Below are 25564 nucleotides of genomic sequence, written 5' to 3'. Positions count from 1 at the left end.
GATCACCCGTCCCTGGAAAACCGGCTCGCCTCTCCGGTAACAAAATCCAGCAGCTGCGCCCGGGTTGCCTCCCGCGCCTGAAACGGTGTCAGATTGTGATCGGCATCGGCCAGAAACCGGATCGTCAGGTTCGGATAGTCCTTAAGCCGCTTGCGGCCATCGCCGAACCAGGTATCGAGTTCACTCACGCCGCGATCGTTTTCACTGTAGAGCAGGAAAACGGGAACGCCGCGCTGCTTCAGTGCCCCGAGCCGCTTGTGCAGGACCGAGGACAGCCGGTGATGCGTTGAAAGCCGCCGCAGGACCGGAGCAAGAACCCGGTCGGATTTTCGTGCAAACGCCGTTGTGACCTTCCGGGCCGCGGACCAAAGGTTGATATCGCCGCTGACGACGCGCTGCAGGGTTTCCCTGTTGAGCGCCTTGCGGCCATAGGTTTCCAGGGTCTGGATCGGTTCCCGGATCGCCAGGTCGACATCTTCAGCCGGGTTCCAGACCAGCCGGCGCGGATTGATCAGGAAGGTTGCGGTCACACGATCGTCTTCCGCAGTCGCCAGAAGCGCCAGGTAAGCGCCGCTGCAGCGGCCGCTGAGAATGATGTTTTCAGCGCCCAGAGTGCCGGTCAGGTAATCGATCGCGGCGCGGACGTCTTCGACCTGCTTGTCGGAGTAAAGCACCTGACTTTGCTGGCCCGGCCAATATCGGCTTTCGCCAATGCCGGCGAGATCCATGCGCAGCACTGCGGCCCCTTCAGCTGCCAGCGCCCGGGCAAACCCGACATTCATGCGCGCCCAGCCGATGGAATGATCGTAGCCCGAATTCAGGAGAATGACCGCGGTGTTCGCAGTGCCGTTTTTGGGCCGCGTCAACGCACCGAAAAACATGCTCTCATGGCCGAAGCGCACCAGGTCTTCCCTGAGACCGGGCGCGGGCTCAAGCGCTGTCTGCGGCAGGTCCGCCCCGCAACCTGCCGATACCTCCGCAACGGGGAACGTGTTTCCAACCCAGCCAACAATGGCGTCCAGCGTCGCTTCGGGCGCGATGGAGAGCGTCGGGTCGGAGACGTAGTCGACATAGCCCTCAAACGCCAAACGCTCCAGGGGAACGCCGGCGGCGGTATAGTGTTCGGCCAGCTTGTCATCCCCGGGATGGTCCTTGCGGTCCACCAGCAATGTCGGGATCGACGCGGGTGGTTCCATCTTGAAGAGATTGAGGGCCTTGATCTCCTCGGCAGTTGCCCTGGACAGGACAAAGCCGCCGGCCATCAGTCCGCCTTCGGGCCCATCGGAGGCACTGACCAGAAAGGTCGGCCGGGTCATCGCCGTCCAGGCCGCAAGTTCGCGCAGATAGGCCCGGCCCTGCGCAACAGGCGCCAGCAGCAGCAGTCCCGCGACGGCTTCGCTTTGCGCAAGATCTGCAGCGAGGGCTGCGCCGATACCCTGACCGGCCACCAGAACACGGTCAGCGCCGCTGCAGGCTTTCAACTGCGCAAGTGCGCTTCTGGCCGCACGCCTCCAGGCGCTGGTGTCTTCCTGCTCTGCAGCGGTTCCGCTGGAATGACCGGTCGCCGGAAAATCGAAGCGCAGACAGGGATAGCCGGCCGCAGCCAGTTTCTCGCCCAGCATCCGGTAGCTCTTGCGGGAACAGAGTTCTTCATACCCCCAGGGACTGAGCAGCAAGACGGCGGTCGATCCGCGGGCGGGATGAAAGTAGCCGGCCAGCCCGTCAAAGAAGAAGGGTTGCGCAGGTATCTCGCTTCCGCAGTGCAAGGCTGCTGACTGGCTGGTGGTCACGTGCTGGTCCATTGCGGGGAAACGCTCCGGTTGCCTTGTTGTTCTTGTCTGTCTGGATCGGAACACATGTACAGCGTCCCGCACGCCTGAGCTATTTTTAATATTGCCGCAGGGATCTTTGGTGCATACCAAAGCACAACGCGTCTCAAGACACTCTTAATCCGGACCGGAGCCCTCTTTCCATGATCAAAGCATCCGTGGCCATTGCCAGTATCGGCCGTGAGACCCTGATCGACACGCTGACGTCGATCGCCAAGGTCACGAGGCCGGCTGGTGTGGAGCTGGATGTTCTGATTGCCGACGATTCCCGCGATGGTGCGGCGACGAAACTGGTCGCCAGCCATCCGGTCAAGGGACTGGACATCACCTGCCTCTCGGTTGCCAGCGGCAATATTTCAACCGCACGCAACGCGTTGCTTGATGCAGCAACCGGCGACTGGCTGATCTTTGTCGATGATGATGAATGGGTGGAGACCGACTGGCTGGAAAGGCTGTTTGCCTGCCAGGCGGATTTCCAGGCCGATGTGGTCATCGGTCCGGTGCACCCGGACTATCCGGAAGATACGCCGGCCTGGCTCAGGGCGGCCAATCCGCTTTTCATGAACTGGGGCCATCGCGGCAAACGGATCTATACCGGGCGTGGCGGCAACACGCTGGTCAACATGGCGCTCATCCGGGCGCTTGAGCTTCGGTTCGATGAAGCCTATGGCCGAACCGGTGGCGAGGACACGATCTTTTTCGGTCAGGCGGCTGAAAGAGGCGCGCGCATTTTTGTCACCGACGATGCGATTGCCCGTGAACATGTTCCAGCCGAGCGCCTGACGCAAAGCTATATCCTGAGCCGGGCGGTACGGTCCGGCCAGTCCTATGGCCAGATGCGGCTGGCGCGCCACCCCGACCCGCTCTGGCATATCGTCTTTGCGCTGGCGGCCTTTGCCAAATGCCTCGCTGCAGGGCTGATGGCCATTGCTTTGCGACTAGTCGACAGGCCGCGCGCTTTCCGCATGCGCCAGAAATATTCCCAGAACAGGGGCAAACTCCGCGCCGTCTTCAGCCTGCCGCTTGCCGAACTCTACAAGGCGCCAGAGTAGAAGCCGCCGCGCCGCGCCCTTTGCACAGATGACCGCGTTGCCCCGATCTCAAAACCGGTAGCGTGCACGCCGTGCGATCGCGTAAAGTGAGCTTCGGACTTTCTGTTTCAGGCTCAGCCTTGGCAGGATGTCCCTATCGGGATCAAACGTGTCCATCACCGACCAGCGCGGGCAGAACCAGGCGCTGTCATAGGCAAGGCCGAAATTGCTGGTGTAGATGCGGCTGTAGCCGGCCTCCCGCAATTTGCGCAGCACCTGCCGGTCGAATGCGCCAAACGGAATGGCGGCCTCGGTCACCGGCGCCCCGAGCACATCCTCGATTTTCCGCCGGGCATCAACAAGCTCCCTCTGAAACCCGGCCTCGTCGAGCTTGCGCCAGTCAACATGGTCTTGACCGTGGCATCCGATCGTGGAACCGGCCGAGTGGATTTCGCGGATCTGCTCTGCGCTCAGATAGCCGGTCTCGCCAATGCGGCCAGCCAGCACGAAGAACCGGCCGGAGCGCCCTGCTTCGACCAGGGCAGGCAGGCCAATGGTGAAATCTGAGAGATTGCCGTCGTCGAAGGTAACCTCCATGCGGACACCGTGACGCTGCTCCAGGCCGGTCAGACCGGCGATGGTCCTTCGATAGACCTCCGGCGAGACAAAATAGCGCTGCGCATCCGGCGAGATCGGCACCACTGGCTCGCCGATGCCGTGAAACGTGAGAACCTGTGTCCTGGCCAACATGGATGCGCTGCCTTGTCGCTTGTGCAAGGCCGGCGGAGAAACTCCACGGCCTCGCTGAAGAATGTGTTACGGGATCAATAAAACCAACTTCTTGAAAAAAACGTCACCGGGTCAGAATGTTAACCGGTCAGGTGGTATGGCTCGCCGAACCAAGGCGTTCTTTCCGCGCGCCGCTGAAACCATAGAGCCATTCAAGCCGATGCCAAGCCCTGCCCCTATCCTGCCCGATACCAGCCGCGAGGATCGACGGTGAGCGACAAGGAGCAACAGGAGACGCAAGAACCTCAAGGTGCGATGGGCAAGCTGCGCGAGATCAGCAGCCGTCCCGTCGTGCGCAACACGTTCTATTACGGCATCAATTTCAGCCTCCAGATCATCACCCAGTTCGGGTATTTCGCACTGATCAGCCGGGCGCTCGGCCCGGGCGGCTACGGTATCTTCGCCAGCGTCTCGGCGATCGCCCTGATGGTCAGCGTGTTTGTCGGGCTTGGCAGCGATCATCTGCTGATCCAAAGGCTGGCGGTCAATCGCGATGCCTTCGCACAGTATTTTGGCCGGGCGCTTGCCATGATGCTGATGACCTTCGTGCCCGCCATCGCCTTCGCCTTCATCATATTCCATTTTCTCGACACCGGTGCGTTCAGCCTGCTCGGGCTGTTCTACATCCTGGCCGCGGAATGCATCTTCCGGAAGGTCTCCTTCCTGTGTTCCGCCACCTACATGGCCCATGACAGGGCCGGCAAACAGTTCGCGGTCGACAATGCCATCATGATCCTGCGCTTCCTGGCGGTTGCAGCGCTCACCCTGACGGCTGAGGACGTGGATCTGGACACCTGGGCGCTCTGGTATGTCGGCGCCAGCCTCGTTGCCTCCGGCGTGTCACTGATGATGGTGCTGAAGGATTACGGCCTGCCGCGTCCGGTGTTTTCGGGCTTCGAGTTCCGGCAGGGCTTCCTGCTCAGCCTGGAATTCACCTCGGCGTCCGGCATGCGTGATCTCGACAAGCCTGTGGTGCTTCAGTTGCTGGGGCCGGTCCAGGCCGGTATCTATACAGCCGCATTCCGCATCATTGATGCGGCCTCAACGCCGGTCAAGGCCGCGCTCTATGCCACCTACACACGCTATTTCCGCCATGCCGACAAAGGCGCGGAACACGGTATCGCCTTTGGCCTGCGTGTGTTGCCGGTGATTTCCGGACTGGGTCTCCTGGTGGCGGTCTTCGTCTTCCTGATTGCCGGTTACGTGCCGCTGCTGCTCGGCTCGGACTATGAAGAAGCCGTCGGACTGATCCGTATCCTGGCCATCTACCCGCTGCTCCTGGGAGCGGCCGGCATCGGCGCAGACATCATGCGCTCCATCGGCATGCAGGGCACCCGCGTGGTGCTGGTGTTCCTGTCGAATTTCGTGATTGTCGGTGTGGTCTGGGTCGGCTGCGACCTGGGCGGCCTCGAAGGGGCGGTGCTCTCGCGCATGGCCCTTCAGGCCGGGATCGTGGCCCTCACCTGGGGCCTGATCGGGCGCAAGAACACAAAGGTCAAGAACGCACAAGGCTCGGACGCCTAAAACCGGAAAGCCTCCTCAGGAGGCTTTCAGGCGGGCGGTCCAATAGGTCACGAAGTCCTTGAAGCGGCGCTTCATCCGCTGGTGGCGCGCATGCTGCTGACGCGCTTCGGAGAGATCGAACAGGCTGTCATTGATATCGTAGTCGCCGCGTTGGCCATCGGGGATATCGCCGCGTTCCACCCGGTCGATCAGCCCGGGCAGGGCCGCATGAAACGCGGGATAGTGGAACGGCGGGTGCAGCGAATAGAGCCCGTCGCCAGCCCCGGCGAAACACATGTTGCCGAGCCCGTGTTTCTGGAGGGTCAGGCTGAGCACCTGTTCCGCACTCAGCGCCTTGATCGGATTTCCAAGAAGCAGGCCGCGCAGACGGTAGCTCAACCGTGGCGTATCGAGATCCAGCGTGCCGACGCGTTCCTTGAAGCGTTTCATGTCCATCAGGAAGATGCGCGTCGAGACAAAGTGGAAGCGATAGGCGACCCGGCCATCGACCTCGTCTTCGTCAAAGGCATGGTCAGCACCGTCGTGTTTGCCCTTGAGCCCACCCGGGTGGGGCGGCCCGGGCAGCGGGCTGGCAAAGAGCAGGTCGTCCCGCTCCTGCAGGAGCGCGATGGCCTCGTCGACCCAGGTCTGGCTCATGCCCCCATAGAGCATGTCTGCATCCATGTGCAGGACATAGTCGCTGTCGGCATCAAGAATGCCCTGGAAGTAGCAGTAGAACGGGCCACCGTCCCAGGCCTTGTCCGGCATTTCTTCGGAACCGAGGAAGTAGTCCGAGACGGCTCGCTTTTCCGCGGCGCTGTAATCGACCTCGTGAAAAGAAAGATTGTCGTACTGGCTTTCCAGGACGGGATAGAGCGCGCGGAAGGTCTCCAGGCTCTGCATGTAGCGATTGGCCTTCGGATCGCCCTTGTAGCGGCCCGACTGCGGCGGCCGGACGTCAACGGTCACGATGGTGCGGTCCACCTGCGAGCCGAAGGCCCGCATCTTGTGGGCCAGTGTGGCTTCGAAATGCGGCAGATCGAGCGGATAGGTGTTGATCTGCATGGTGACCCGATGGGGCGCCTTGGGCGAAGAGGTCATTCTGTCGTGGTTCCCGGTCACTCGGTGTCTGTGGGTTTGAGAGCCAACTGCCGGCCCAGGTTGATCGCCCGGAGCGTACCCGTCGGGCTTAGCGCTTCCTCGGACGGAACACAACGTTTCAGCCTGATACGCTTTTTGGCGCCGGGGGCCAGGTGAAACCAGTTGTCTTCCGGCAGGTATCCCGGCACCGACAGCGACACCGATTGCAGGAAGCGCCGGGCGGTCAGATCGAGCTGCCAGCTGCCATCCGGCTCGGGCCGCAATTCGCAGTCCGGCAGATCAAAATGGGGTGGCGCAAGCTCACCCCCGGTCCGATGGAAGGCGTCGGCCAACAGTTCCCCGCTCGCGGTATCTGTCAGCTGCACCACTGTCACGTCGTGCGACAGCGGGCCGAACCGATAGGCGTAGGTCATGTCGAAAAAGGCACCGATCAGGTCGACAGCGTTGAGGGTCTGTGCGCTCTGCGGGGCCAGCGTCAGATCGGTCTTGCCGGAAACCACCGGCAGCTGACCGTCGCGCAGGCAGCTGAGCGACAGGGTCACGGCCACCTCTTCCGGTCCGTCATTGATCGCGTGGATCGCAAGTCCGTTGGTGCCTTCATCGGTTACGCTCACCTGGAGCGGACGGAAGGCGCGTTTCAGGCCGTAATAGGCCGGCTTCGGCTGTCCGGCAGCGTCGACCACCCCCCAGCCGGCGCCGAGCGCCAGATCCTGAAAAGTCCAGACCAGCGCACCCTGACAGGGCGATCCGGGGCGTCGCCATTCGGCAAAAGTCCGTTCCATGACCTCACCTGTCACCAGACGGCCGAAGTCCAGATACCGGTCAGGATCGCCATACCGCAGCTCGGCCGGGTCGACCCCGTAAAGGGTTTTCAGATAGTGGTCGCGCACATCTTCAAAATCCCAGCCGGCGCCGCGGTCGCGCGGCACGCGCGCTTTCCAGCGCGGATCGTGGCCGGGTTTGACGGGCAAGCCGTCAGCAAGGCTTTCCGGGGAAGGAATATTGGAAAAGGCCAGGCATTCACCGGCAAAGCGAACCTCTGCCCGCCGGGCATCTTCCAGCGGCCGCAGATAGGCGCCGACGCCGTAATAATGTGCGACGCCCTCATTCGGCGAAAAGGGCAAGGTGCCGCCACAAGGCGAATTCGGAACGTAAGGCACATCAGGCCGCAAGCCGATGGTGAATGACGGCAGGATGTCCTCGCAGAGCGGTCCTTTCCAGCGGCTTTCCGGCAACCCCATCATGGCGCCCTGCTGGTAGATCTCGCTGCCACCGCACAAAACGGCGAGCGACGGACACCCCATGCTGACAGCAAGCTGGTCCCGGACCTCCGCCCGGACCTCCTCGACAAAGGCATCGTCCTTTACCGGGTAATCGTAATTGGCAAACTGGAAATCCTGCCAGACCAGAAGACCGAGCTCATCGCACAGCTCGAAAAACGCCCTGGTCTCGTAAAGCATGGTGCCGCCAATGCGCAGCATGTTCATGCCGGCATCCCGGGCCTGCTCCAGAAGCGGACGATAGGTTTCCTCATCCCCGGCAAGGCTCAGGAGCTCGGCACTGGTCCAGACTGCACCGCGGCAGAAAACCGGAACACCGTTGATCTTGAGACCAAAGCCCTTGCCGTCGGCACCCTGATCAGCCTCCACGCGCCGGAAGCCGGTTTTTCCGAGCGCAAATGTCTGATCGGCCGCGTGCACCGTAACATCGTAAAGCGCCGGTGTGCCATGGGTGTGCGGCATCCAAGGCGTTATGGTTTCAGGGCGCAGCGTTGCCGCGTAGGAGCCGTCCTCCTGAAGATCCATTTCCGCCGTGCTGCCCGCACAGCTCAGAACCGGGACCGCGTCGGAGTTTTCCAACCGCAGGGCAACCGTGAGCGCCGCGCTGCCGTCAGGCGCCAGGTCCGCCAGGACATGCTGATTGCTGATCCTGGGCCTATCGGCCGGTTCGATCCTGATCGGCCGGTAGGGGCCAACGGCATGAATTTCGGGACACCAGCCGGGCATGTGTCCCAGGAGGGTTGTGCGGACCAGGCGCAATCCCTGGGACGTTGCCAGCTGCGGCTTCCAGCGCGCCCGCGGCCCCTTGGCCTCCAGATGCGGCGTCAGCGCGCGAAAACACAGTTTCAGAACATTGCGCGTGTCCAGCGTGACCGGAACCTCATGACGGCGGAACATGTTCCGGCTGTCGAGCGCCAGCGTGTCGTTGAGATAGACTTCGGCGATGGTCGCCAGACCCTCGAAGCAGAGGCGATAGTCACCGGGCTCGGCATCAAACCAGCCCTCGTACCAGACGTCCTTGTCGTGCAGCGGCGCCGGGTAGTCCGGGTCGTAGCGCCCCGCCTCGGCAAGAGCCGCTGCGACGGTTCCCGGGACTTTCGCAGGGACGATATCCCACTGATGGCCCGTCACGAGCGGCGAGGTAAAAGCCCCGGCTTCGGTCACCGACAGCGTCCAGCTTATTCCGGACAGATCGATCATCCGGGTCCTTTCAGTCTGCTCAGGCACGTCTCGGTCCAGTCCCTGGCCTTTCAGCCGTTCTTGTCACTTTTTTGGATCTCGCCCCGACCCGAAACGTCTTCTCAGGATAACGCTGCGGTTGAAGCGCGTCCGTTTTGATCCCGACAAACGCGGCTCACGCTCCGGCGGCGCTGCTGACGGGTTCGAAACGAGAGCTCTCTGCAGCGCCATATTGCGCGTCGAGCAGCGTCATCAGGCTGTCCCAGGCGTCGATTGCGGGCGCCAGTCCCTCTTCCAGACCCTGGAATTTCTTGCGCATTACGGCGCGGGCCAGTTTGAACTGCACCATCTTGGCCGTCGAGGAGATGGACTTCGCCAGCGCAATACCATCGGCCACTTGCGGGCGATCCTGCGCTGCCAGCCACTCCAGATAGGAGGAAAGCAGTTCGAAATTCGCACCGACCTGGCGAAGGGTGTTGAAGGCGTAGAGATGGAAGAAGTCGAATTCGCGTTCGCTGACCTTTTCCACCTGCGCCGGAAACACCTTTGCAAAGGCCGCAATCGGGTTTGTCGCCGGACGCCGCTTGAGGTGGTGCCGCAGGAGCGCCTCCGACACTGCCAGAATGTGCTCCGGGGTCGGCGGAACCTCCGGGAACTTCACGAACTCGGTATAGGGCAGAAACGGGGTTGGCTTGGCATGATCACCGCGCTGGAAGATGCCATCGAAATCGTCGCCCTCAAGCCGGTGCAGGCCGAGACCATGGAAATACTCCATGGTCCGCGTGTCGAAATCCATCCAGTTGGCGACAATCGTGGTCTTGCCGTGTGCCTGGTGATAGCCGATACCGTGGGTGTCGGGCAGGAAATAGCTGTCGACTTCAACCAGCGATGCCCGGCCGCGCTCGATCTGCTGCTGAATGTGGTATTCGACCCGGTCGTAGATGGCCAGTTCGGTGACTTTCAGCCCGTAAAGCGCTTCCAGATCTTCCAGCGGAACCTTGAAGAACGTGAACTGGTCACCCTCGAAATCCTGGGTCACCGAGTAGGCAAGGCATGCTTCCGGCGGCAGTCCGAGCGAGGGCAGCAGCTCGATCCAGATGTCCAGATAACAGTTCGTCTCAGGCCAGTCCCGGTCCTGGGCATGGAGCGGGCTGCGCTGATAGGTGGCCGCGCTGAGACGGTCAAAGACAGCTTCGGTCATTGATGCCGTTTCCCTTCAGATCGACAAGGCAGTGCCAGAGCCGACCTGACCGCCGGCCCTGATAAGGCAGCTTCCACGTCCAGTATCATCCAAGCAGGCTGGTGTCTTGCTTGTTGACCAGAAGCATGGTCGACGTGTTGCCGAGAATGCGGTCGTTGGAAATCATCAGCTGCGCCGAGTGGGCATCGCGCAGATGGCGGCCAAGGCTGAACGGCGTGCCGTTCTTGTAGCCGGCAATTCCGCAGATCAGCATGCAGTGATTGATGATCTCCAGGATCGTCTGGGACGTGCCGATCTTGATGTTGTTCATGGCCACGGAAAAGCTCATGGCATTAAGCGCATCGCTGTCGCCCTTGCAGCCTTCGAACTGCTTCAGGCCGGCGACCACGTTGGCCTTGACCAGCTGCAACAGGCTGGACGCCTCGGCAAGGCGCAGGGCACCCGGAGGCACCTGTCCGGGCGACTTGCGCGCAGCCGCCTTGACGAAGCTCTGCCCGCGGGCAACGGCGTCGGCGGCAATGCCGTACCAGAGCGATCCCCACAGAAGATGCGACACGGCCAGCATGGACTGCGCCGCGATCTCGGCGAAGGGCCGCGGCAGGATCTGCTCGGCAGGCGCTTCGGCCTTGAAAATGTATCCGTCGGAGCAGGTGCCGCGCATGCCGAGCGTGTCCCACTTGCTGGTCTGCTCGAGCGTGTACTGGTCCTTGGAAAAGATCGTCGCCACCTGATCGGAATGCGCGGCGTCCGGATGACGGCGCGAGGTGACCATGATGGCATCCGCGTCGGCGCCATAGGAAATCACGGTCGCGTCTTTCGTCAGGCGGGCCGTGTCGCCATCGACCTCGATCGCACACAGGGAATTGCGCAGATTGCCGCCAATGCCGGCTTCACTGGTCGCAGAGGCGATCAGCAGCTGTTCGGCACAGATACGCCGCTGGAACGCCTCATGCCAGGCACTGCCGACGGCATAATCGGCCAGGCTGGCAATCTGGATCTGGTGCATGGCATAGGTCATGGCTGTCGCCGAACAGGCCTGGCCGAGAATGGCGCAGATGTCGGCAACCTCTGTGAGGGTGGCCCCTTCGCCGCCAAGCTCCGGCCGGATCATGATGCCCATCAGCCGCTCGGCTTTCAGGGCATTCATGCCTTCGGCGGGAAACCGGCCTTCAATATCCACCTGATCGGCAAATTCGGCGGCCACCTTGGCGGCACGCTTCGCACGGTCGGCCAGTGCCATGGCCGTGATCTTGGCTGCTGCAGTCATGGGTCAGGCTGCCTGGTCTTCGAGAATTTCGGTCAGAGCCGCATTGATTTCGTCCACGGAGGAGAAGGACTTGCGGTTCAACAGGTGTTCCGGGAACTCGATATCGAATTCTTCTTCCAACGCCAGCATCACCTGAACGGACGCAAAGGAGGACAGGCCCGCGTCGTAAAGATCCGCTGCGTCGGCGATCTCTTCAACGGCGACCGGCATGTTGCCGTGCTTTGCCAGGAGGGTCCGGATGGTCTGTTTCATGATTGTCCTTGCCATGTCTGTCGGTTCATCGCGAACCTGTGCCTGTGTACCGATGCGTCATTTAGGGCAAAAAAGAATAAACTGCACTTAAAGCGCATGGTAAAAAATTACAAAACAGCACTGATTAAATTTTCTTAAGTTAATCCTTCTTTAATACTCTCAATCTCGATCAAAGAGCAATAAACTTAAGGTATGCGTGACCCGGTCGGTTTACACCATGCGGCTCAACACGCCATCCCGGCGAATGAAACCATGATATAACGCTGCGGCAATATGCATCAGAACCGCCAAGGTGAACAGCAAACCGAGGATCAGGTGGATCTGGAACAGCTGTTCGGACAATGCCCTGTCCTTGGCAACGATCGCCGGCATCGTGAACAGGCCGAACACCGAGATTTTCGCGCCGTAGGCCGATGTCGCCACCCAGCCGAGGAACGGGTTGATCAGCAGGAAGCCGTAGAGAAAGACATGGGTTGCAGAGGCGGCCAGTTTCTGCCAACCCGGCATGCTGTCGGGCAACGGTGCCGGTTTGTGCGTCAGCCTGTAGGCCAGCCGGAACACCGTCAGGATCATCAGAACGATGCCGACCGAGCGATGGAAGTCGAACAACTGGTTCTGCAGGGCACCGCCATCGATCCGGATCATGACGAGACCTGCCGGCACCATGGTCAGCACCATCAGGGCTGTCAGCCAGTGGATCGCCCGCGCAACCAGGCTGTAACGTTCCTCTGACCTTGCCATCGCGAAAGCTCCTCTCCCGTTTCGGTCATCGTAGGCAGGCTCTGCAATTTAGACAAGAACCGCTATGCCGTTACAAGAGCCTCAGGGAAGCGCGACAAAATCGATGTGGCCCACGGTCATGGCAAGGGTTCCGGAATTGATCCGTTCCTTTCGGTCCTGCCACCAGCTATCCAGCAGGTCATCCGGCAAGTTCAGCTCCTTGCCGACGCGCAGCCAGCCTCCAAGGAACTCCAGCAGAAACGCAGATGCCTTTGGCGAGATCTGCCAGTCGGAGCGGCCCGAAACAACCTGAAACCCCCGGTCTTCAAACAGCGAAACAGCCGTTGTGGCCGCATCTGGCCCAAGAGCCGGACCAAAGCCCTTGTCCGACTTCTGGTGCCGGTTGAGCGTCTCCAGCAGCTCCGCGTCCGTGGGGTGACCCGGATCAAAATCCGAGCGGCCATCATAGGTCAGGCTGGCAAGGAAGGGTTTGCCGGTCGCAACGACCTTATCGGCAAGACGCTCCAGAAAGTCTTGTGACGCCAGATCCAGAAAAGCGGATGTCGTCACTGCCTCCACTTCGTCAAACGGCAATTGTTCCAGGTCGGCCTGAAGATCGATCTGGCGAATATGGATGCTTTCCGGCCAGCGCTCCCGGGCCACCTGCAGCAGTGCCGGGTCATAGTCGGTCAGCTGCCAGGTCACCGGTCGATCCAACAAGGACGAGAGGGCCTCAACGGTGGAACCGGTTCCGCTGGCAAGATCCAGAAGGCGCAACGCACCTTTCGGCAACGCTTCGATAAACGCCGTTTCAACGGCCCGGCTTCGCGCCGCCAGATCGAGTGGTGCGCGCAAGGCCAGCCATTCAGATGAAAAACCGCTCATGATCCGATCTCGCTCAAGGTTCTGGCAAACAGGCCTGCCATGTCCGACCAGTCCGGCAGGTCCCGCGCGGCAATGCGCGCTGCCTGTTCCAGTCTGCCCCGCTCGGAGGCATCAAAAATCAACCGCTCCAGGGCCTCGCCGAGAGCCGCAACATCCTCTGTGCCACAATAGATCGATGCCCCGTCGGGCAGCGTGTCGCGCACAGCGCCGCCGCCACTGCCAATCACGGGCAGGCCATGGGCAAGCGCTTCGGTATACGCCATGCCGTACCCTTCGTACCGGCTGGCCAGAACAAAGACATTGGCCGCACGATAGAAGGCTTCAAGATCGTCGCCCGGAACGGCTCCGTGGAAGATAATGCGGTCGGCCAGCCCCAGGTCGGTTGCCTGCCTTTTCAGAGCCGCATAACAAGCCGGGTCCGAGGTCAGTCCGCCGACGATATCAAGATGCCACTTTGCATCCTCATGTCCTTTCAGCCCGGCGAGAGCTGAAAACAACAGGTCATAGCCCTTGCGCGGCACGACGGTGCCGACCGACAGCAGCTTGACCACGTCACCTTGAGGGCGCGGATAAGGCAGCGGCTTTTCGGTTCCGGGCAGCACCGTCGTCACCCGGCTGCCTTCAATTCCGAATAGCTCCTGCACCTGAACCGACGTTGCCGGGCTGGTGACGATAACATGCCGCGCATGCTGCAAGGCCTCCCTTTCCCCCTCAAGCAGAGCGTGTTTCTGCGCAGTGTCGAGCCCGTTTTCCTGGCACAACGGGTGGTGCACCAGTGCAACCAGGGTCAAATGATCGGCAATCCTTGCGGCCACCTCGCCCAGGGCGCCGAAGGCGAGACCATCAGCCACGACAAGAGTTCCGTCTGGCAACGCCGCCAGTTTGTCGGATGCATGGTTGATCATCGCCTGCGACGGAAAGGGAAATCCGTCGCCGAGCGGAAGAAGCGTGACCTGCCAGCCCAGCGACCGCAGACCGGCAAGGATCTGCCGGTCATACCCGTAACCGCCGGTCGGTGTATTGAGGTCACCTGGATAAGCAAAAACGAGATCGGGCATTTGAGACCTAGATCGACGTTTCGTACCAGGCGCGCGCGACGTGGCTTTCGGAGATTGTCACCCGGATCGCGGCAAGTTCGCCCCCCGGCCGGCCCAGCCGATTGTCGCGCGCGGCACGGGCGAGATGATCATGAACATGCTTGGTCAGAAACTCGGTGGTCGTGTTGATGCCGGCAAATTCCGGAACCTCGTCCAGGTTCTTGTAGTTGAGCGGTTCCAGCACTTCTTTCAATGCCTCGTGCGCGCGGCCGATATCGATCACCACGCCGTTTGCATCAAGACTTTCGGCCAGGAACGCCGCATCAATGACAAAGGTGGCTCCATGAAGCGCCTGGGCCGGGCCAAACAGCTCACCCCTGAAGGAATGGGCAATCATCACGTGGTCGCGTACTTCGACTGCAAACATGTCTATCGTCCTGAAAAATCGTGTTTATCGGTCTTGGGATGGGAAACTCAGTTGATGCCGCCGTCATACTGGACAACGGCCGCCAGAACATCTGACGTCTTGTTCAACACTTCGGGAACACGGCCGGCAAGGCTTTGAAACGGCAGCCGGTGGCTGATCAGCCGATCAAGCACCGGATCGTCGAGCAGGGTCAGCGCGGTTTCCAGGCGGCGCCGATAGGTCCAGCGCGCCTGCCGTTCCAGCGGAATGGTACCGACCTGGCTGGATACCAGCTTCAGACGGCGGCAATGAAAGTCAGCCCCCAGAGGGGCCTGTACCTGATGGGCGCCATACCAGCTCAATTCCACCACCGAAGTCCCGTCGCCTGCGGCGGCCAGGGCCGTTGCCAGGCCTGCGGATGTTGCACTGGTGTGAAAAACGAGATCCTGGTCGCGGGGGGCGTCTTCCGGCAAGGCAAAGTCGAGGCCGAACGCGTCGGCGATGCCGGCCCGCGCCGGATTTGTGTCGACCAGTGTCACCCGTGATCCGGGCAAGCGCGCGGCAACGTATGCGGTCAAGAGGCCGACAACACCACCGCCGACCACGCAGATGTGATCCCCAGGTGATGGTTTTCCGTCCCATAAAGCATTAAGTGCCGTTTCCATATTCGCTGCCAAAACAGCGCGTTCGGCTGGAATGCCGTCCGGGACCGGAACGCAGGACGCTGACGGGAGAGCAAAGACGCTTTGATGCGGAAAGAGCGAAAAAACAACACGCCCTTCAAGATCCGGGTCCCCTTCGAGGACACGACCGACATTGGCGTAACCGTATTTCACCGGGAAGGGAAAACTGCCCTCCTGAAAAGGCGCGCGCATGCGCTGCCATTCGCTCATCGGAACCTCACCGCGGAACACAAGACCTTCCGTGCCGCGGCTGATACCGCTGAAAATAGACCGGACGACAACATCGCCGGCCCCGCTCACAACAGTCGCAGGCTCGAGACGGCACTCCTGCTTTCCCGTGTACCACAGCGCCTGCGCATTGCCTGTGTCGCGCGTCACCGGTCCGTCGGCGGCCATGTTTTACCCTCTCCGGTCATCAACCCTGGTTCTGTCAAGTTTAGGACATTTTGACATGCGCACTATTGCGATGATTGCCGTGAATGGAAGTCAAAAAAATGTTTCGGGTCTTTGACATGTCACTTTTAAAACACTCCAGGACTGCCATGACCGCACGTCGCCTCCTCTTCGTCACCCTGCTCGCGATCAGTTTCGCAGGACTGTCCGCCCTGATGGCGGTGACGCTGTCGCCCGGAGGCTATTCGGCGCTCGACCTCTTCATTCTGTTCTGTTTCATGGTCACACTGCCGTGGACCATCATCGGCTTCTGGAACGCGGTGATCGGCCTGCTGATCATGCGGCTGACAAGAAACCCGGTGGAAGCTGTCTGCCCGATCGACCACGACATTACCGACCGCCCGCTGACCAGCAGCACGGCGCTCCTTTCCTGTGTACGCAACGAAGACACGGAGAGCCTGGAAACCAACCTCACCGCCATGGTGTCGCATCTTGTGCGGGCCGGCGATGCCGAACACTTCAAGCTCTTTGTGCTCAGCGACACCGATATGGACGACGTCGCGCTCAACGAGCAACAGATGACGGCCCGGCTACAGGAACGGTTCGCGGGCCAGGTGGAGATCGTCTATCGCCGGCGCACCGACAATCACGGCTTCAAGGCCGGCAATGTCGAGGATTTCTGCGATCGCTGGGGCGACCAGCACGACTTCATGCTGGTGCTCGACGCGGACAGCTACATGTCCACCGAGGCCATCACCGGTCTTGTCCGGCGCATGGAAGCCAATCCCCAGGTGGGCATCCTGCAAAGTCTGGTTGTCGGCCTGCCCACGGACAGCGCCTTTGCCCGTGTCTTCCAGTTCGGCATGCGGCTGGGCATGCGCTCCTACACGATTGGCAGCGCCTGGTGGCAGGGCGATTGCGGCCCTTACTGGGGGCACAACGCCATTATTCGCATCGCCCCGTTCAAGGACCATTGCCGACTGCCGGAACTGCCGGGCAAGGGCCCGCTCTCCGGCACGATCCTGTCGCATGACCAGGTGGAAGCCGTTCTGATGCGCCGGGCCGGCTACGAAGTCCGTGTGCTGCCTTTGGAAACCGGCAGCTACGAGGCCAATCCGCCCCATCTTCTTGAGTTCATCCGCCGGGATCTGCGCTGGTGTCAGGGCAACCTGCAATACCGCCGCTTGCTCGCCATGCCGGACCTGAAGCCTGTCAGCCGCGCGCAGCTATTCCTGGCGATTCTCATGTTCCTGGGGTCCCCTGCCTGGATCGGTTTCATGACGGCTGCCGCCGTGCTCGGCGCGGTTTCCGACCAGATGCCTTACAGGCCGGATACGGGCGCAATCCTGTTCTTCACCGTCCTGACCATGGTGTTCGCCCCCAAGCTGGCAACCGTCGCGGACGTCCTGGTCCGCAAGGACCTGCGCCGCGCCTTTGGCGGACCGATCCGCGTGGTCCTGAGCGTGGGTGCGGAAATTCTCTACTCGGCCATGCTGGCGCCGATCATGGCCGTTGCGCACACCCTGTTCATGGGTGGGCTGATCTTCGGCAAAACCATCGGCTGGGGCGCACAGGCCCGGGGCGTTCAGCGACTGCCCATCAAGCTGGCCCTGCAGAAACTCTGGCCGCAAACCCTGTTCGGACTTGCCGGCCTCGTCTGGTTGACGGGTCAGCCGATCGGGCTGGTCTGGCCGGTCATTCCTGTGGCTGTCGGGCCACTGCTGGCCTCGATCATTGCGGTGACCACCTCCACCCGGACGCTTGGCGAGATTGCCATCCGCTCGACCCTGTGGCGCATACCGGAAGAAAGCGCGCCACCGGAAGAGCTTCTGGACCTGCACCTGCCGGCGCTGACAAAGGGCCGCCTGCCCGCTGCGGACCAACCGGACCTGGTCCAGGGCGACGCCAAACCGGCCGAAGCCTAGGCAAGGATGCACATCGAGCGACTTGCACGAAGACCGGCCTGAAGGCCGGTCTTGTCTTGGGCCCGGATCCCACACGATTTCGGTTACAAAGACAGATTGAATTTCAGCATGGCAAGGCGTGGATTGTTCTCCGCGATGCCCGCATCTATAGCCTCCCGCATCACAGCATTCGCAGCTTCTTTGTCTGCCACCAGCGCCAGAATGCGCAAGGAATCATATGTGTGATTGATGGGCAGCGTGCCGGAATTCAATTCTTCCAGAACTGAACTCTTCAAATCTGAATAGTGTCTGATCTGCCTGACCATTGAGATGTCAAGCGTTCCAGCCTTGTCGCCGAGGAAATCGAAGACAGTGCTCGGCAATTCCGACTTGAAGGTTTTGCGCAGCGCCTTTTTCCAGTCTTCAGGTGCAATGACACCGATGAGACTTGCCGGGCACTCCAAACCGGCCGTGACCAATCGTTTTGCAAGGACTTTTCTTGCCTCAATGTCCCCGGTTCTCGGAAAGAGCTTGAAGACATTCCCCTTGAAGTCTTCGAGAGAGACATTGCTCACCAGTTCCATGGACGACACGCCGAGCACCCTGGCCAAGGCGTCGAGGTCGGTACTCCAGCAGTGTTGGATAAGATTGGCCTCCGGAAATTCCGGCGCAATGAAGAGATCCCCATTCTCACCGATCGTAAAATGATGCGCTATCGCTTTCGCATGGGCTTCCCTGGTATCCAGCCCCCATGTGCTTTCCAGTTTTCTCTCGACCAGGCCCCTGACCTTTTTGGAAGGGTCATTCAGGAATTTTTGGAGAACCGGAACATCTGTCGGATAAATGCCGGCAAACCCGCCACCAGCGTCGATTTGGGACAGCAACTCGAAGCGCACCTGCGCATTTTTCCTGGCTCCGACCGAGAGCAGCAAATCATATGCGGCTGACCGGTCCGCACGGAGCAGGTTCCGGAATGCTGCACAGCGTGTTCTTGCGCTATAACCATCGAAATTACCTTCGGTCAGCGCGACGCCTTCAAAGAAGGGGATGTGACCGTTTTCTGCCAGCCAATTGACCATTGGCTGATAGATTGCCGGAAACCGGTTATCGCCTCTGAAAGTCGGTATCCAGTCGGCTGGATGGGCGTAGTAACCGCGCGCTGCGGCAAACAGCAAAACATCCTTCATGCATCCATTGGAAACAGGCCGCTCGTGCGCCATGACGTCGCGCAGTGCAGCTCTCGCCGCATCCGGCATATAGGGCAATTCCGGTTTCGGAACCTCGTTTGCAAAAGCCTCGTCGAGGCTCATGTGCATTTCTGTGCCGTCCAACCAGCGGAACCTGGTTACCTGAACATGTTCGTAATTTTTTCCAGAAAATTGAAAGGCCACCTAAATCGCCCCTGTGTCCGACCACCTGAAATAGAAGGAAGACAATAAGCGTAACCTAAATCAAAGCGTGTGACGCGCGCGGAGTTTCTGTTTTGGGTCTTCGCAACGCATTTTTTGAGATGTGCCTCAAGGGGCCTGCACTAAGCAAAAGAGAAAACCGCGATGCGCCCATGACCTGGCCCGTCAATGGGGACGAAGGGAATGTGACAACCAAAAAAGACCGGCTTCAGGCCGGTCTTGCCTCGTCGGAGTTCTTTAAACGATTAAGCGGCGTTGGACGACGCGAGCGGCTGGGTCAGGAGCTCGTAGATCTCCTGCGTGTCCGACGAAGCGCGCAGTTCCTCGGTGACAGACGCATCACGCAATTGACGCGCGATCCGGGCAAGTGCCTTCAGGTGATCGGCGCCGGCACCTTCCGGAGCAAGCAGCAGAAACACCAGATCCACCGGCTGGTCATCGAGAGAATCGAAGTCGACGGGTTTGTCCAGCTTGGCAAACAGGCCGATGAGCTTGTCCAGACGGGTCAGTTTGCCGTGCGGGATGGCGATGCCGTGACCGACGCCGGTCGATCCCAGGCGCTCTCGCTGAAGCAGCGTATCGAAGATTTCCCGCTCCGACAGGCCGGTCAGTTCAGCCGCCTTGCCCGCAAGTTCCTGGATTGCCTGTTTTTTGCTTTTGGCCTTGAGGCCGGCAATCACTGCGTCTTTACCCAGAAGATCACTAAGATCCATTCGTTTGCCTACTAATTTCAGAAGCCGGCTTCCAGGGGGAAGCCGGCCCCATCCGCATCATTACTCGGCAGCTTCGATAGCCGCCAATGCTGGGTCTATCCAGCCTATATTGCCATCGGCTCTGCGATAAACAACATTGACACCGCCATTTGCCGCATTTTTGAACATCACGACAGGCGCTTCGGTCAGATCCAGCTCCATGACCGCCATACCGACAGTCATCGTTTTAACCTTGGCGGAAGTCTCGGCAATGACCAGCGGGTTGAAATCCGCCGGCACTTCCTCGTCTTCCTCTGGTGAGGCGAGCACATAGGACGCCGCCTCGAAGGCCTCGCGGTCGGAACCGTTGTGGCCGTGATGATCCTTCAGTTTGCGCTTGTAGCGCCGCAACCGCTTTTCGATCTTGTCAGCAGCCTTATCGAAGCTGTTGCGCGGGTCCTGGTCCTGCGATGACACCTGAAGCACAATTCCGGTGTTCAAATGCAGGCTGCACTCCGACTTGAAGCCAGTGCCCTCCCTGCTGAGCGTAACGTGGCCTGTGAAGCCGCCTGTAAAATATTTTTCCAGAGCGTCTTCGATTCGGTCTGTGATGTGTTCGCGCAGAGCGTCGCCTACATCGACATTCTTACCCGAAATCCGCAAAGCCATGGGGACCTCTTCTTTTTCTATTGACCGACGGGTCACCGGCTTTCAACCGGTGCTGAAACGCGAAACGTTTCAAGCCTACAGAATGGACCAGTCAGCGCCGAAGCGCCATCCCCTCATTACGTCACGAGGGCGGTGCTATAATTGCGCCGGATCAAAGAGTCAATTGATTATGAAATATCGTAACAATCTTCAGAAAGCTCCGTGTAATTCCAAGGTATTGTTTCAGTGGAAATCTCGGAAACTTTAATAAAATTGCGCAAGCGGCCGCACATGCGCCTTGTCTGTTCGGGCCTATAGCCGGGCGTTTTTCTCCCGGCGCCGCTGAACCGAAGAGCCGATTTTCATGGCTTCACGGTATTTTGCGACCGTTCTGCGGGCGATATCCACCCCATCATCCTTCAGAATTTTGACAATCGTGTCATCTGACAGAATGGCCTTCGGATCTTCCGCATCGATCATCTGCTTGATCCTGTGGCGAACGGATTCTGCGGAATGTGCATCTCCCCCTACGGTCGCCGAAATGGCGGAGGAAAAGAAATACTTCAATTCATAGATCCCGCGCGGCGTCGCCATGAACTTGTTCGACGTCACCCGGCTCACGGTCGATTCGTGCATGCCGATGGCTTCGGCAACCGTTTTCAGATTGAGCGGCCTGAGATGGGCGATGCCGTAGGTCAGGAAGCCGTCCTGCTGGCGCACGATCTCCGTCGAGACTTTCAGGATCGTCTTGGCGCGCTGGTCGAGGCTCTTGGCCAGCCAGTTGGCGGTCTGCAGGGAATCGGTGAGATATTCCTTTTCCGTCTCGTTGCGCGCCGTCTTGATGACTTTGGCAAAATAGGTCTGGTTGACCAGCACTTTCGGCAGGGTGTCCGAATTCAGCTCAACCGCCCAGGTGCCGTCATTGGCCGGCCGGACAAACACGTCCGGAACAACCGGCTGCACCAGCGACGAGCCAAAAACGCTGCCAGGCTTGGGGTCGAGCGCACGGATTTCGGAAATCATCTCGACCAGGTCTTCCTCGTCCACGCCGCAGACCTTTCTGAGCGTGGACAGGTCCCGTTTTGCCAGGAGTTCTATATTGTCGATCAACGCTTCCATGGCCGGATCGAACCGGTTCTTGTCGATCAATTGCAGTTTCAGACACTCGGCAAGGCCCCTTGCGAAGACGCCCGCCGGCTCGAAGGTCTGCAGCACCGCCAGCACGCCTTCGACACGTTCCAGCTCAACGCCGAGCTGTTCCGCGGCCTCGCCGAGATCGGCATAAAGATAGCCATTCTCATCCAGGGAGTTGATCAGATGGCCGGCGATGAGCTTGTCGGCCGGGTGTTCGACAGCAAGATGCATCTGCTCTTCCAGGGACGCGCCCAGAGAGGTTTCATCGGCCACGAACGCTTCCAGATTGTAGTCCTCTGAGGCGCCCCCGCTGGAGATATTCTTGTAGCTGTCACCCGCCTTGAGGATTGCAGGATCCGGCGATGCCGGAACGCCGGGTTCATCGGGAAAGACGTTGCCGAGATCCGTGTCCATTCGGGAGGCGATGGCCTCGGACCCGGTTTCCAGGTCGTTCTGCATCCAGTCGCCCGACCCGGGTTCGTCGGTACCGGATGCAGACAGTGCCTCGGACGCCTCCGGCGCCTGTTCTGCCTGCGCGTCGGAACCGGCGCCGTTTTCCGGTGCGGCGTCTGCCGCGTCGCTCTTTTCCAGAAGCGGGTTGCGCTCCAGCTCGGCCTCGACATAGGACACCAGATCAAGATTGGACATCTGCAGGAGTTTGATCGCCTGCATCAATTGCGGCGTCATCACCAGCGACTGGCTCTGCCGCATCTCCAGCTTTGTTGAAATGGCCATCTGTTTCTAAGGCGCCCGATCTACCCAGTTGGTCTGCTTCTTGCTTATTCGTTGCAGACCGAGTGTATAGCCTAGCACGGCACCTGTCATCAGAGGGTAAACTGTTCACCCAGATATAGCCGGCGCACGTCCGGGTTGGTGACAATTTCCTGCGGCAGGCCTTCGGTGAGCACTTCCCCGGCCGCAATGATGTAGGCGCGGTCGATCAGCCCAAGGGTCTCGCGCACATTGTGGTCGGTGATCAGAACACCGATGCCACGCTGGGTCAGATGGCGCACAAGCTGCTGAATATCGCCAACCGCGATCGGGTCAATGCCCGCAAAGGGTTCGTCGAGCAGCATGAAGGACGGCCGGCTGGCGAGCGCCCGCGCAATTTCCACACGCCGGCGCTCCCCCCCTGAGAGGGCGATGCTCGGTGACTTGCGCAAGTGGGTCAGACCAAATTCGGCCAGGAGCGAATCAAGCTCCTCGCGGCGCTTTTGCCGGTTCGGTTCGATCACTTCGAGCACGGCACGGATGTTTTCTTCCACAGTGAGCCCGCGAAAGATCGACGCTTCCTGCGGCAGATAACCGATGCCGAGCCGGGCACGGCGATACATCGGCATGCGGGTGATGTTGAAGCCTTCCAGGGTGATCTGGCCCTGATCCGGACGGATCAGGCCGGTGATCATGTAGAAAGTGGTGGTCTTGCCGGCCCCGTTCGGGCCCAGCAGACCGACGGCTTCCCCAGGTTTCACGGTCAGGCTGACATATTTCACAACCTGACGGCGGCCGTAGGTCTTGCCGATCCCTTCAACCACCAGCGCCTGGGACAGGTCTTCGGCTTCGGCGGCCGCGCCCGGGAAACTTCCCTGCAAACTGTTATAGTCAGGCGGAATTCTGTTCACTGATGCCTAGTCCATGCATTCGTTGCCGCGGCTTCACATAAGGTCTGCGGACCCGGCTGTCGAGTCAGTCAGGCAAAACTAAACTACACCAACCGGAGTTAATTAGTTTCCGTTTTGAACGCTGTTGGGCTGAATGCGGACTTTCACGCGGCCGCCGCCATTGCCCTGGCCGGAGACTTTGCCGCTGCCCGCGGTCAGGTTGGCCTGCCCGGTCTTCAGGTTCACAGTGAGCTTGTTGCCGACCACGACATTCGGCCCCTGGCTCAGGACAACCTCCTTGCCGGTCATCACCATGACTTCACGGTTCATGTCGAAACTGGCCGCATCGCCGCGCGCGGTCTGGTCCTTGGAGGAGATATAGACGCCACCTGCCGCCTCGAGCCTCGAAATGCGCTGCTGCACAGCGCTTTCCTGGGTCTGCTGGCTGGCACCGGAACCGACATAAAAGACCTTGAGGCGCTGCGTCTTCAGGCTGGTTTCTCCCTGGGTGACGACAACATCACCGACAAAGGTCGCCGTATTGTTGCCGTCCTCGACGCGCAATTCACTGGCCTCGATGTCGATCGGCTCACCGTCATTCGATCCGAACCCGGCAAAGGCATCGGAGAAGGTCTGCGCCTGCGCGGCTCCAGCGATGAGAATTGCCGCTGCCGCGATCATCAAGCGTTTGAAAGAAGTCATTGCCTATTGTCCTTGCACAGCCGGGTTCAGTGTCATTTTGACGCCGTCGGAGAAACGCACGAGACCCTTTGCCTGATCATAGTCGAGTTTGCCGGCGCGCACATGCCCCTGGTCCGACCGGATGGACACCGGTTCGGATGTGGACAAAGCGCCATTGTTCAGATCGACTTCCACTTCCACAAGATCCACCTTGTAGCCTTCGCTCCATTCAAGCTGGATGCCCTCGTAAAGCCTCAGGGTTTCGGCCGCATTGTTGTAGATGCCTTTCAGCGCGATGATCTCGGCGCTCTGGTCCTCGCTCAACACGATATCGGCCCGTATGGTTTCCAGGTCGATGATGCGCGGATCGCTGAGCCGCTGGATCGCGCGGGTGGCCGTGACCTTGTAGGACCGTTCGCCGTCATGACCGGAAAGCTCCGGCTGATCCATGACCAGACCCTCGCTGGTCAGCATCATGTTGGAGGCCCCGAAGCCGCTCAGGACATTGAACAGCACAACAAGGCCGATCATGCCGGCCAGGATCAGCAGGCCGATGCCCGGAAACAGCCAGCGCATGATGCGCACCAGCACGCTGTGCCGGCGCGCGGTTCGCTGCGCCCGGCTCAGGGACCGCCTGGAGGCTGTCCCTCCGGAAAAATCAGTCGCTGCGCTCAACAGGGTCTCCGATATGCCTTACCGCGTCAGGCCGGCCGTCCATCCGCAGATGTCACGAATGGGCAAAAATGTCGTTTTCTTCCCAGCCCTTCAGATCGAGCTCGGCGCGCGTGGGAAGAAACGCGAAACATGCGTCGGCAATATGGCCACGTTCTTCACGCGCAAGCATGAATTCCAGTTTTTCCTTCAGCGCGTGCAGATGAAGCACGTCTGACGCCGCATAGGCCAGTTGCGCATCGCTCAGGGTTTCCGCTGCCCAGTCGGAGCTCTGCTGCTGCTTGGACAGCTCAACACCGAGCAACTCACGCGTAATGTCCTTCAATCCGTGCCGGTCGGTGTAGGTGCGCACCAGCTTGGAGGCGATCTTCGTGCACCAGACCGGCGTGACCTGAATTCCCAGATAGTGCCTGAGCACGGCAACATCAAACCGGGCGAAGTGGAAAATCTTCGGCTTCGAGGGATCTTCGAACAGCGCCTTCAGGTTCGGCGCGTCGCCCTGCCCCTTGGCAATCTGCACCACATCGGCCGTTCCGTCACCGGAAGAGAGCTGCACCACGCAGAGCCGGTCGCGATGCGGATTGAGGCCAAGCGTCTCGCTGTCGACCGCCACCGCCTGCGCATTCTCGTAACTGGCAAGATCCGGCAGATCGCCCTTGTGATAGCGGATGGTCATGACGTCTGGTCTCCTTGGGCCGCCCCGGCCCGGTCAGCACTCAAATGGAATTGACCGTGAGGTAAATCATGCTGACCGATGAGGCAAGCGTCATGCGCAAGCGAAACAACCGGAATGCCACCACAAATAGGCCGCTACTTTTTCACCCGGAAGGATTCATGGCAATCCTTACAGGTCCCGGCCAGCGTGCCGAAGGCGGCGGATAGCTCCTGCTTACCCGCACCATCATCCGCGAGGTCCTTCAGCGTTAGCGCGGAGGCCTGGAGATCGCCGGCATAGGCCTCGAACTTCGTCCAGTCCGTCCAGATCGCCGGTGTTGCTTCTGTCGGCTTGTCGAGGCTGCCTTCCGGGAAAAGCTTGATCAGCGCGTCACCGCCGTGTCCCGCAATGACGCCGGCCGCGGCAGAGAGCCTTGTTTCGTCGACACTGCCCCCTTTCAGCATCTGACCGATGATCTTCATCTGGTCGCCGATCGCCGACATGGCGTCCATGCGTTCCTTGACGATGCCGGTGGCACCGCCATGTGCCAGAGCGCCACCCGCGACCAACACACCTGCAATCAGAACAGCTGTTCCCCGTTTCGTGATCATG

Annotated in this window: 24 protein-coding genes; 3 read left to right on the top strand and 21 right to left on the bottom strand. The window is 60.3% G+C overall.

Annotated features, from left to right (window positions below):
• Window positions 1-2: 2 nt before the first annotated feature.
• Window positions 3-1802, bottom strand: a complete 1800-nt coding sequence (locus ACO6TG_RS18830; RefSeq protein ID WP_422374596.1) for an alpha/beta fold hydrolase — start codon at window positions 1800-1802, stop codon at window positions 3-5.
• A gap of 170 nt (window positions 1803-1972) precedes the next feature.
• On the opposite strand from ACO6TG_RS18830, the gene ACO6TG_RS18825 reads away from it, so the two are divergent.
• Window positions 1973-2881 (top strand): glycosyltransferase family 2 protein, encoded by a 909-nt coding sequence (locus ACO6TG_RS18825; RefSeq protein WP_422374595.1) that lies wholly within the window; start codon window positions 1973-1975, stop codon window positions 2879-2881.
• A gap of 48 nt (window positions 2882-2929) precedes the next feature.
• On the opposite strand, the gene ACO6TG_RS18820 is transcribed toward ACO6TG_RS18825, so the two are convergent.
• Window positions 2930-3610 carry a polysaccharide deacetylase family protein gene (locus ACO6TG_RS18820; protein WP_422374594.1) on the bottom strand — a complete coding sequence of 227 codons (681 nt, stop codon included), beginning with the start codon at window positions 3608-3610 and terminating at the stop codon, window positions 2930-2932.
• A gap of 249 nt (window positions 3611-3859) precedes the next feature.
• On the opposite strand from ACO6TG_RS18820, the gene ACO6TG_RS18815 reads away from it, so the two are divergent.
• Window positions 3860-5173 carry a lipopolysaccharide biosynthesis protein gene (locus ACO6TG_RS18815; RefSeq protein WP_422374593.1) on the top strand — a complete coding sequence of 438 codons (1314 nt, stop codon included), beginning with the start codon at window positions 3860-3862 and terminating at the stop codon, window positions 5171-5173.
• 15 nt (window positions 5174-5188) lie between these two features.
• On the opposite strand, the gene ACO6TG_RS18810 is transcribed toward ACO6TG_RS18815, so the two are convergent.
• The 10 genes from ACO6TG_RS18810 to ACO6TG_RS18765 all read right to left on the bottom strand — a co-directional run bounded on the left by ACO6TG_RS18810 (window position 5189) and on the right by ACO6TG_RS18765 (window position 15559).
• A complete protein-coding gene (locus ACO6TG_RS18810; RefSeq protein WP_422374592.1) occupies window positions 5189-6253 on the bottom strand; it encodes a glycosyltransferase family 2 protein in 1065 nt (354 codons plus the stop codon).
• Between the two features lie 17 nt (window positions 6254-6270).
• Complete coding sequence (locus ACO6TG_RS18805; protein ID WP_422374591.1) at window positions 6271-8760, bottom strand: glycoside hydrolase family 2 protein; 2490 nt, start codon at window positions 8758-8760, stop codon at window positions 6271-6273.
• 127 nt (window positions 8761-8887) lie between these two features.
• The gene (locus tag ACO6TG_RS18800; protein WP_422374590.1) at window positions 8888-9913 is read right to left on the bottom strand and encodes a DUF1839 family protein; all 1026 of its coding nucleotides are present in this window, start codon (window positions 9911-9913) and stop codon (window positions 8888-8890) included.
• 85 nt (window positions 9914-9998) lie between these two features.
• Window positions 9999-11180, bottom strand: coding sequence for an acyl-CoA dehydrogenase family protein (locus ACO6TG_RS18795; protein WP_094073734.1), 1182 nt, complete (start codon window positions 11178-11180; stop codon window positions 9999-10001).
• A gap of 3 nt (window positions 11181-11183) precedes the next feature.
• Window positions 11184-11432, bottom strand: coding sequence for an acyl carrier protein (locus ACO6TG_RS18790; protein ID WP_422374589.1), 249 nt, complete (start codon window positions 11430-11432; stop codon window positions 11184-11186).
• A 210-nt stretch (window positions 11433-11642) separates the two neighbouring features.
• Entirely contained in the window at window positions 11643-12173 is a 531-nt protein-coding gene (locus ACO6TG_RS18785) for a cytochrome b (protein ID WP_094073732.1), read from the bottom strand.
• A gap of 81 nt (window positions 12174-12254) precedes the next feature.
• Window positions 12255-13037 carry a class I SAM-dependent methyltransferase gene (locus tag ACO6TG_RS18780; RefSeq protein WP_422374588.1) on the bottom strand — a complete coding sequence of 261 codons (783 nt, stop codon included), beginning with the start codon at window positions 13035-13037 and terminating at the stop codon, window positions 12255-12257.
• On the bottom strand, window positions 13034-14095 hold the full coding sequence (locus tag ACO6TG_RS18775) for a glycosyltransferase family 4 protein (protein ID WP_422374587.1): 1062 nt from the start codon (window positions 14093-14095) through the stop codon (window positions 13034-13036). The genes ACO6TG_RS18780 and ACO6TG_RS18775 overlap by 4 nt, the downstream gene beginning before the upstream one ends.
• 7 nt (window positions 14096-14102) lie before the next feature.
• On the bottom strand, window positions 14103-14501 hold the full coding sequence (locus tag ACO6TG_RS18770; RefSeq protein WP_422374586.1) for a 6-pyruvoyl trahydropterin synthase family protein: 399 nt from the start codon (window positions 14499-14501) through the stop codon (window positions 14103-14105).
• Window positions 14502-14548: 47 nt separating this feature from the next.
• Window positions 14549-15559: a zinc-dependent alcohol dehydrogenase gene (locus ACO6TG_RS18765; RefSeq protein WP_422374585.1), complete on the bottom strand. Its 1011-nt coding sequence runs from the start codon at window positions 15557-15559 to the stop codon at window positions 14549-14551.
• Window positions 15560-15705: 146 nt separating this feature from the next.
• Between ACO6TG_RS18765 and mdoH the strand changes: the two genes are divergently transcribed.
• Complete coding sequence (mdoH, locus tag ACO6TG_RS18760) at window positions 15706-17481, top strand: glucans biosynthesis glucosyltransferase MdoH (protein ID WP_422374584.1); 1776 nt, start codon at window positions 15706-15708, stop codon at window positions 17479-17481.
• 83 nt (window positions 17482-17564) lie between these two features.
• Here the strand turns inward: mdoH and ACO6TG_RS18755 are convergent, their stop codons facing one another.
• The 9 genes from ACO6TG_RS18755 to ACO6TG_RS18715 form a co-directional block, all read right to left on the bottom strand.
• Window positions 17565-18716, bottom strand: a complete 1152-nt coding sequence (locus ACO6TG_RS18755) for a hypothetical protein (RefSeq protein WP_422374583.1) — start codon at window positions 18714-18716, stop codon at window positions 17565-17567.
• Between the two features lie 398 nt (window positions 18717-19114).
• The gene (gene ptsN, locus ACO6TG_RS18750; RefSeq protein WP_094073726.1) at window positions 19115-19582 is read right to left on the bottom strand and encodes a PTS IIA-like nitrogen regulatory protein PtsN; all 468 of its coding nucleotides are present in this window, start codon (window positions 19580-19582) and stop codon (window positions 19115-19117) included.
• Between the two features lie 60 nt (window positions 19583-19642).
• Window positions 19643-20230: a ribosome hibernation-promoting factor, HPF/YfiA family gene (gene hpf, locus ACO6TG_RS18745; protein WP_094073725.1), complete on the bottom strand. Its 588-nt coding sequence runs from the start codon at window positions 20228-20230 to the stop codon at window positions 19643-19645.
• 291 nt (window positions 20231-20521) lie between these two features.
• Window positions 20522-22078 (bottom strand): RNA polymerase factor sigma-54, encoded by a 1557-nt coding sequence (gene rpoN / locus ACO6TG_RS18740; RefSeq protein ID WP_422374582.1) that lies wholly within the window; start codon window positions 22076-22078, stop codon window positions 20522-20524.
• 89 nt (window positions 22079-22167) lie between these two features.
• Window positions 22168-22935 (bottom strand): LPS export ABC transporter ATP-binding protein, encoded by a 768-nt coding sequence (gene lptB, locus ACO6TG_RS18735; protein WP_422378910.1) that lies wholly within the window; start codon window positions 22933-22935, stop codon window positions 22168-22170.
• Window positions 22936-23067: 132 nt separating this feature from the next.
• Window positions 23068-23646 carry an LptA/OstA family protein gene (locus tag ACO6TG_RS18730; protein WP_422374581.1) on the bottom strand — a complete coding sequence of 193 codons (579 nt, stop codon included), beginning with the start codon at window positions 23644-23646 and terminating at the stop codon, window positions 23068-23070.
• 3 nt (window positions 23647-23649) lie between these two features.
• The gene (gene lptC, locus ACO6TG_RS18725; RefSeq protein ID WP_422374580.1) at window positions 23650-24300 is read right to left on the bottom strand and encodes an LPS export ABC transporter periplasmic protein LptC; all 651 of its coding nucleotides are present in this window, start codon (window positions 24298-24300) and stop codon (window positions 23650-23652) included.
• A 52-nt stretch (window positions 24301-24352) separates the two neighbouring features.
• Window positions 24353-24973: a ribonuclease D gene (locus ACO6TG_RS18720; RefSeq protein WP_094073721.1), complete on the bottom strand. Its 621-nt coding sequence runs from the start codon at window positions 24971-24973 to the stop codon at window positions 24353-24355.
• Between the two features lie 134 nt (window positions 24974-25107).
• On the bottom strand, window positions 25108-25563 hold the full coding sequence (locus tag ACO6TG_RS18715) for a c-type cytochrome (RefSeq protein WP_422374579.1): 456 nt from the start codon (window positions 25561-25563) through the stop codon (window positions 25108-25110).
• Between the last annotated feature and the right edge of the window lies 1 nt (window position 25564).

The organism is Roseibium sp., from assembly GCF_965233565.1.
Classification (GTDB): Bacteria; Pseudomonadota; Alphaproteobacteria; order Rhizobiales; family Stappiaceae; genus Roseibium.
This window is presented reverse-complemented; position numbering and strand designations above follow the sequence as displayed.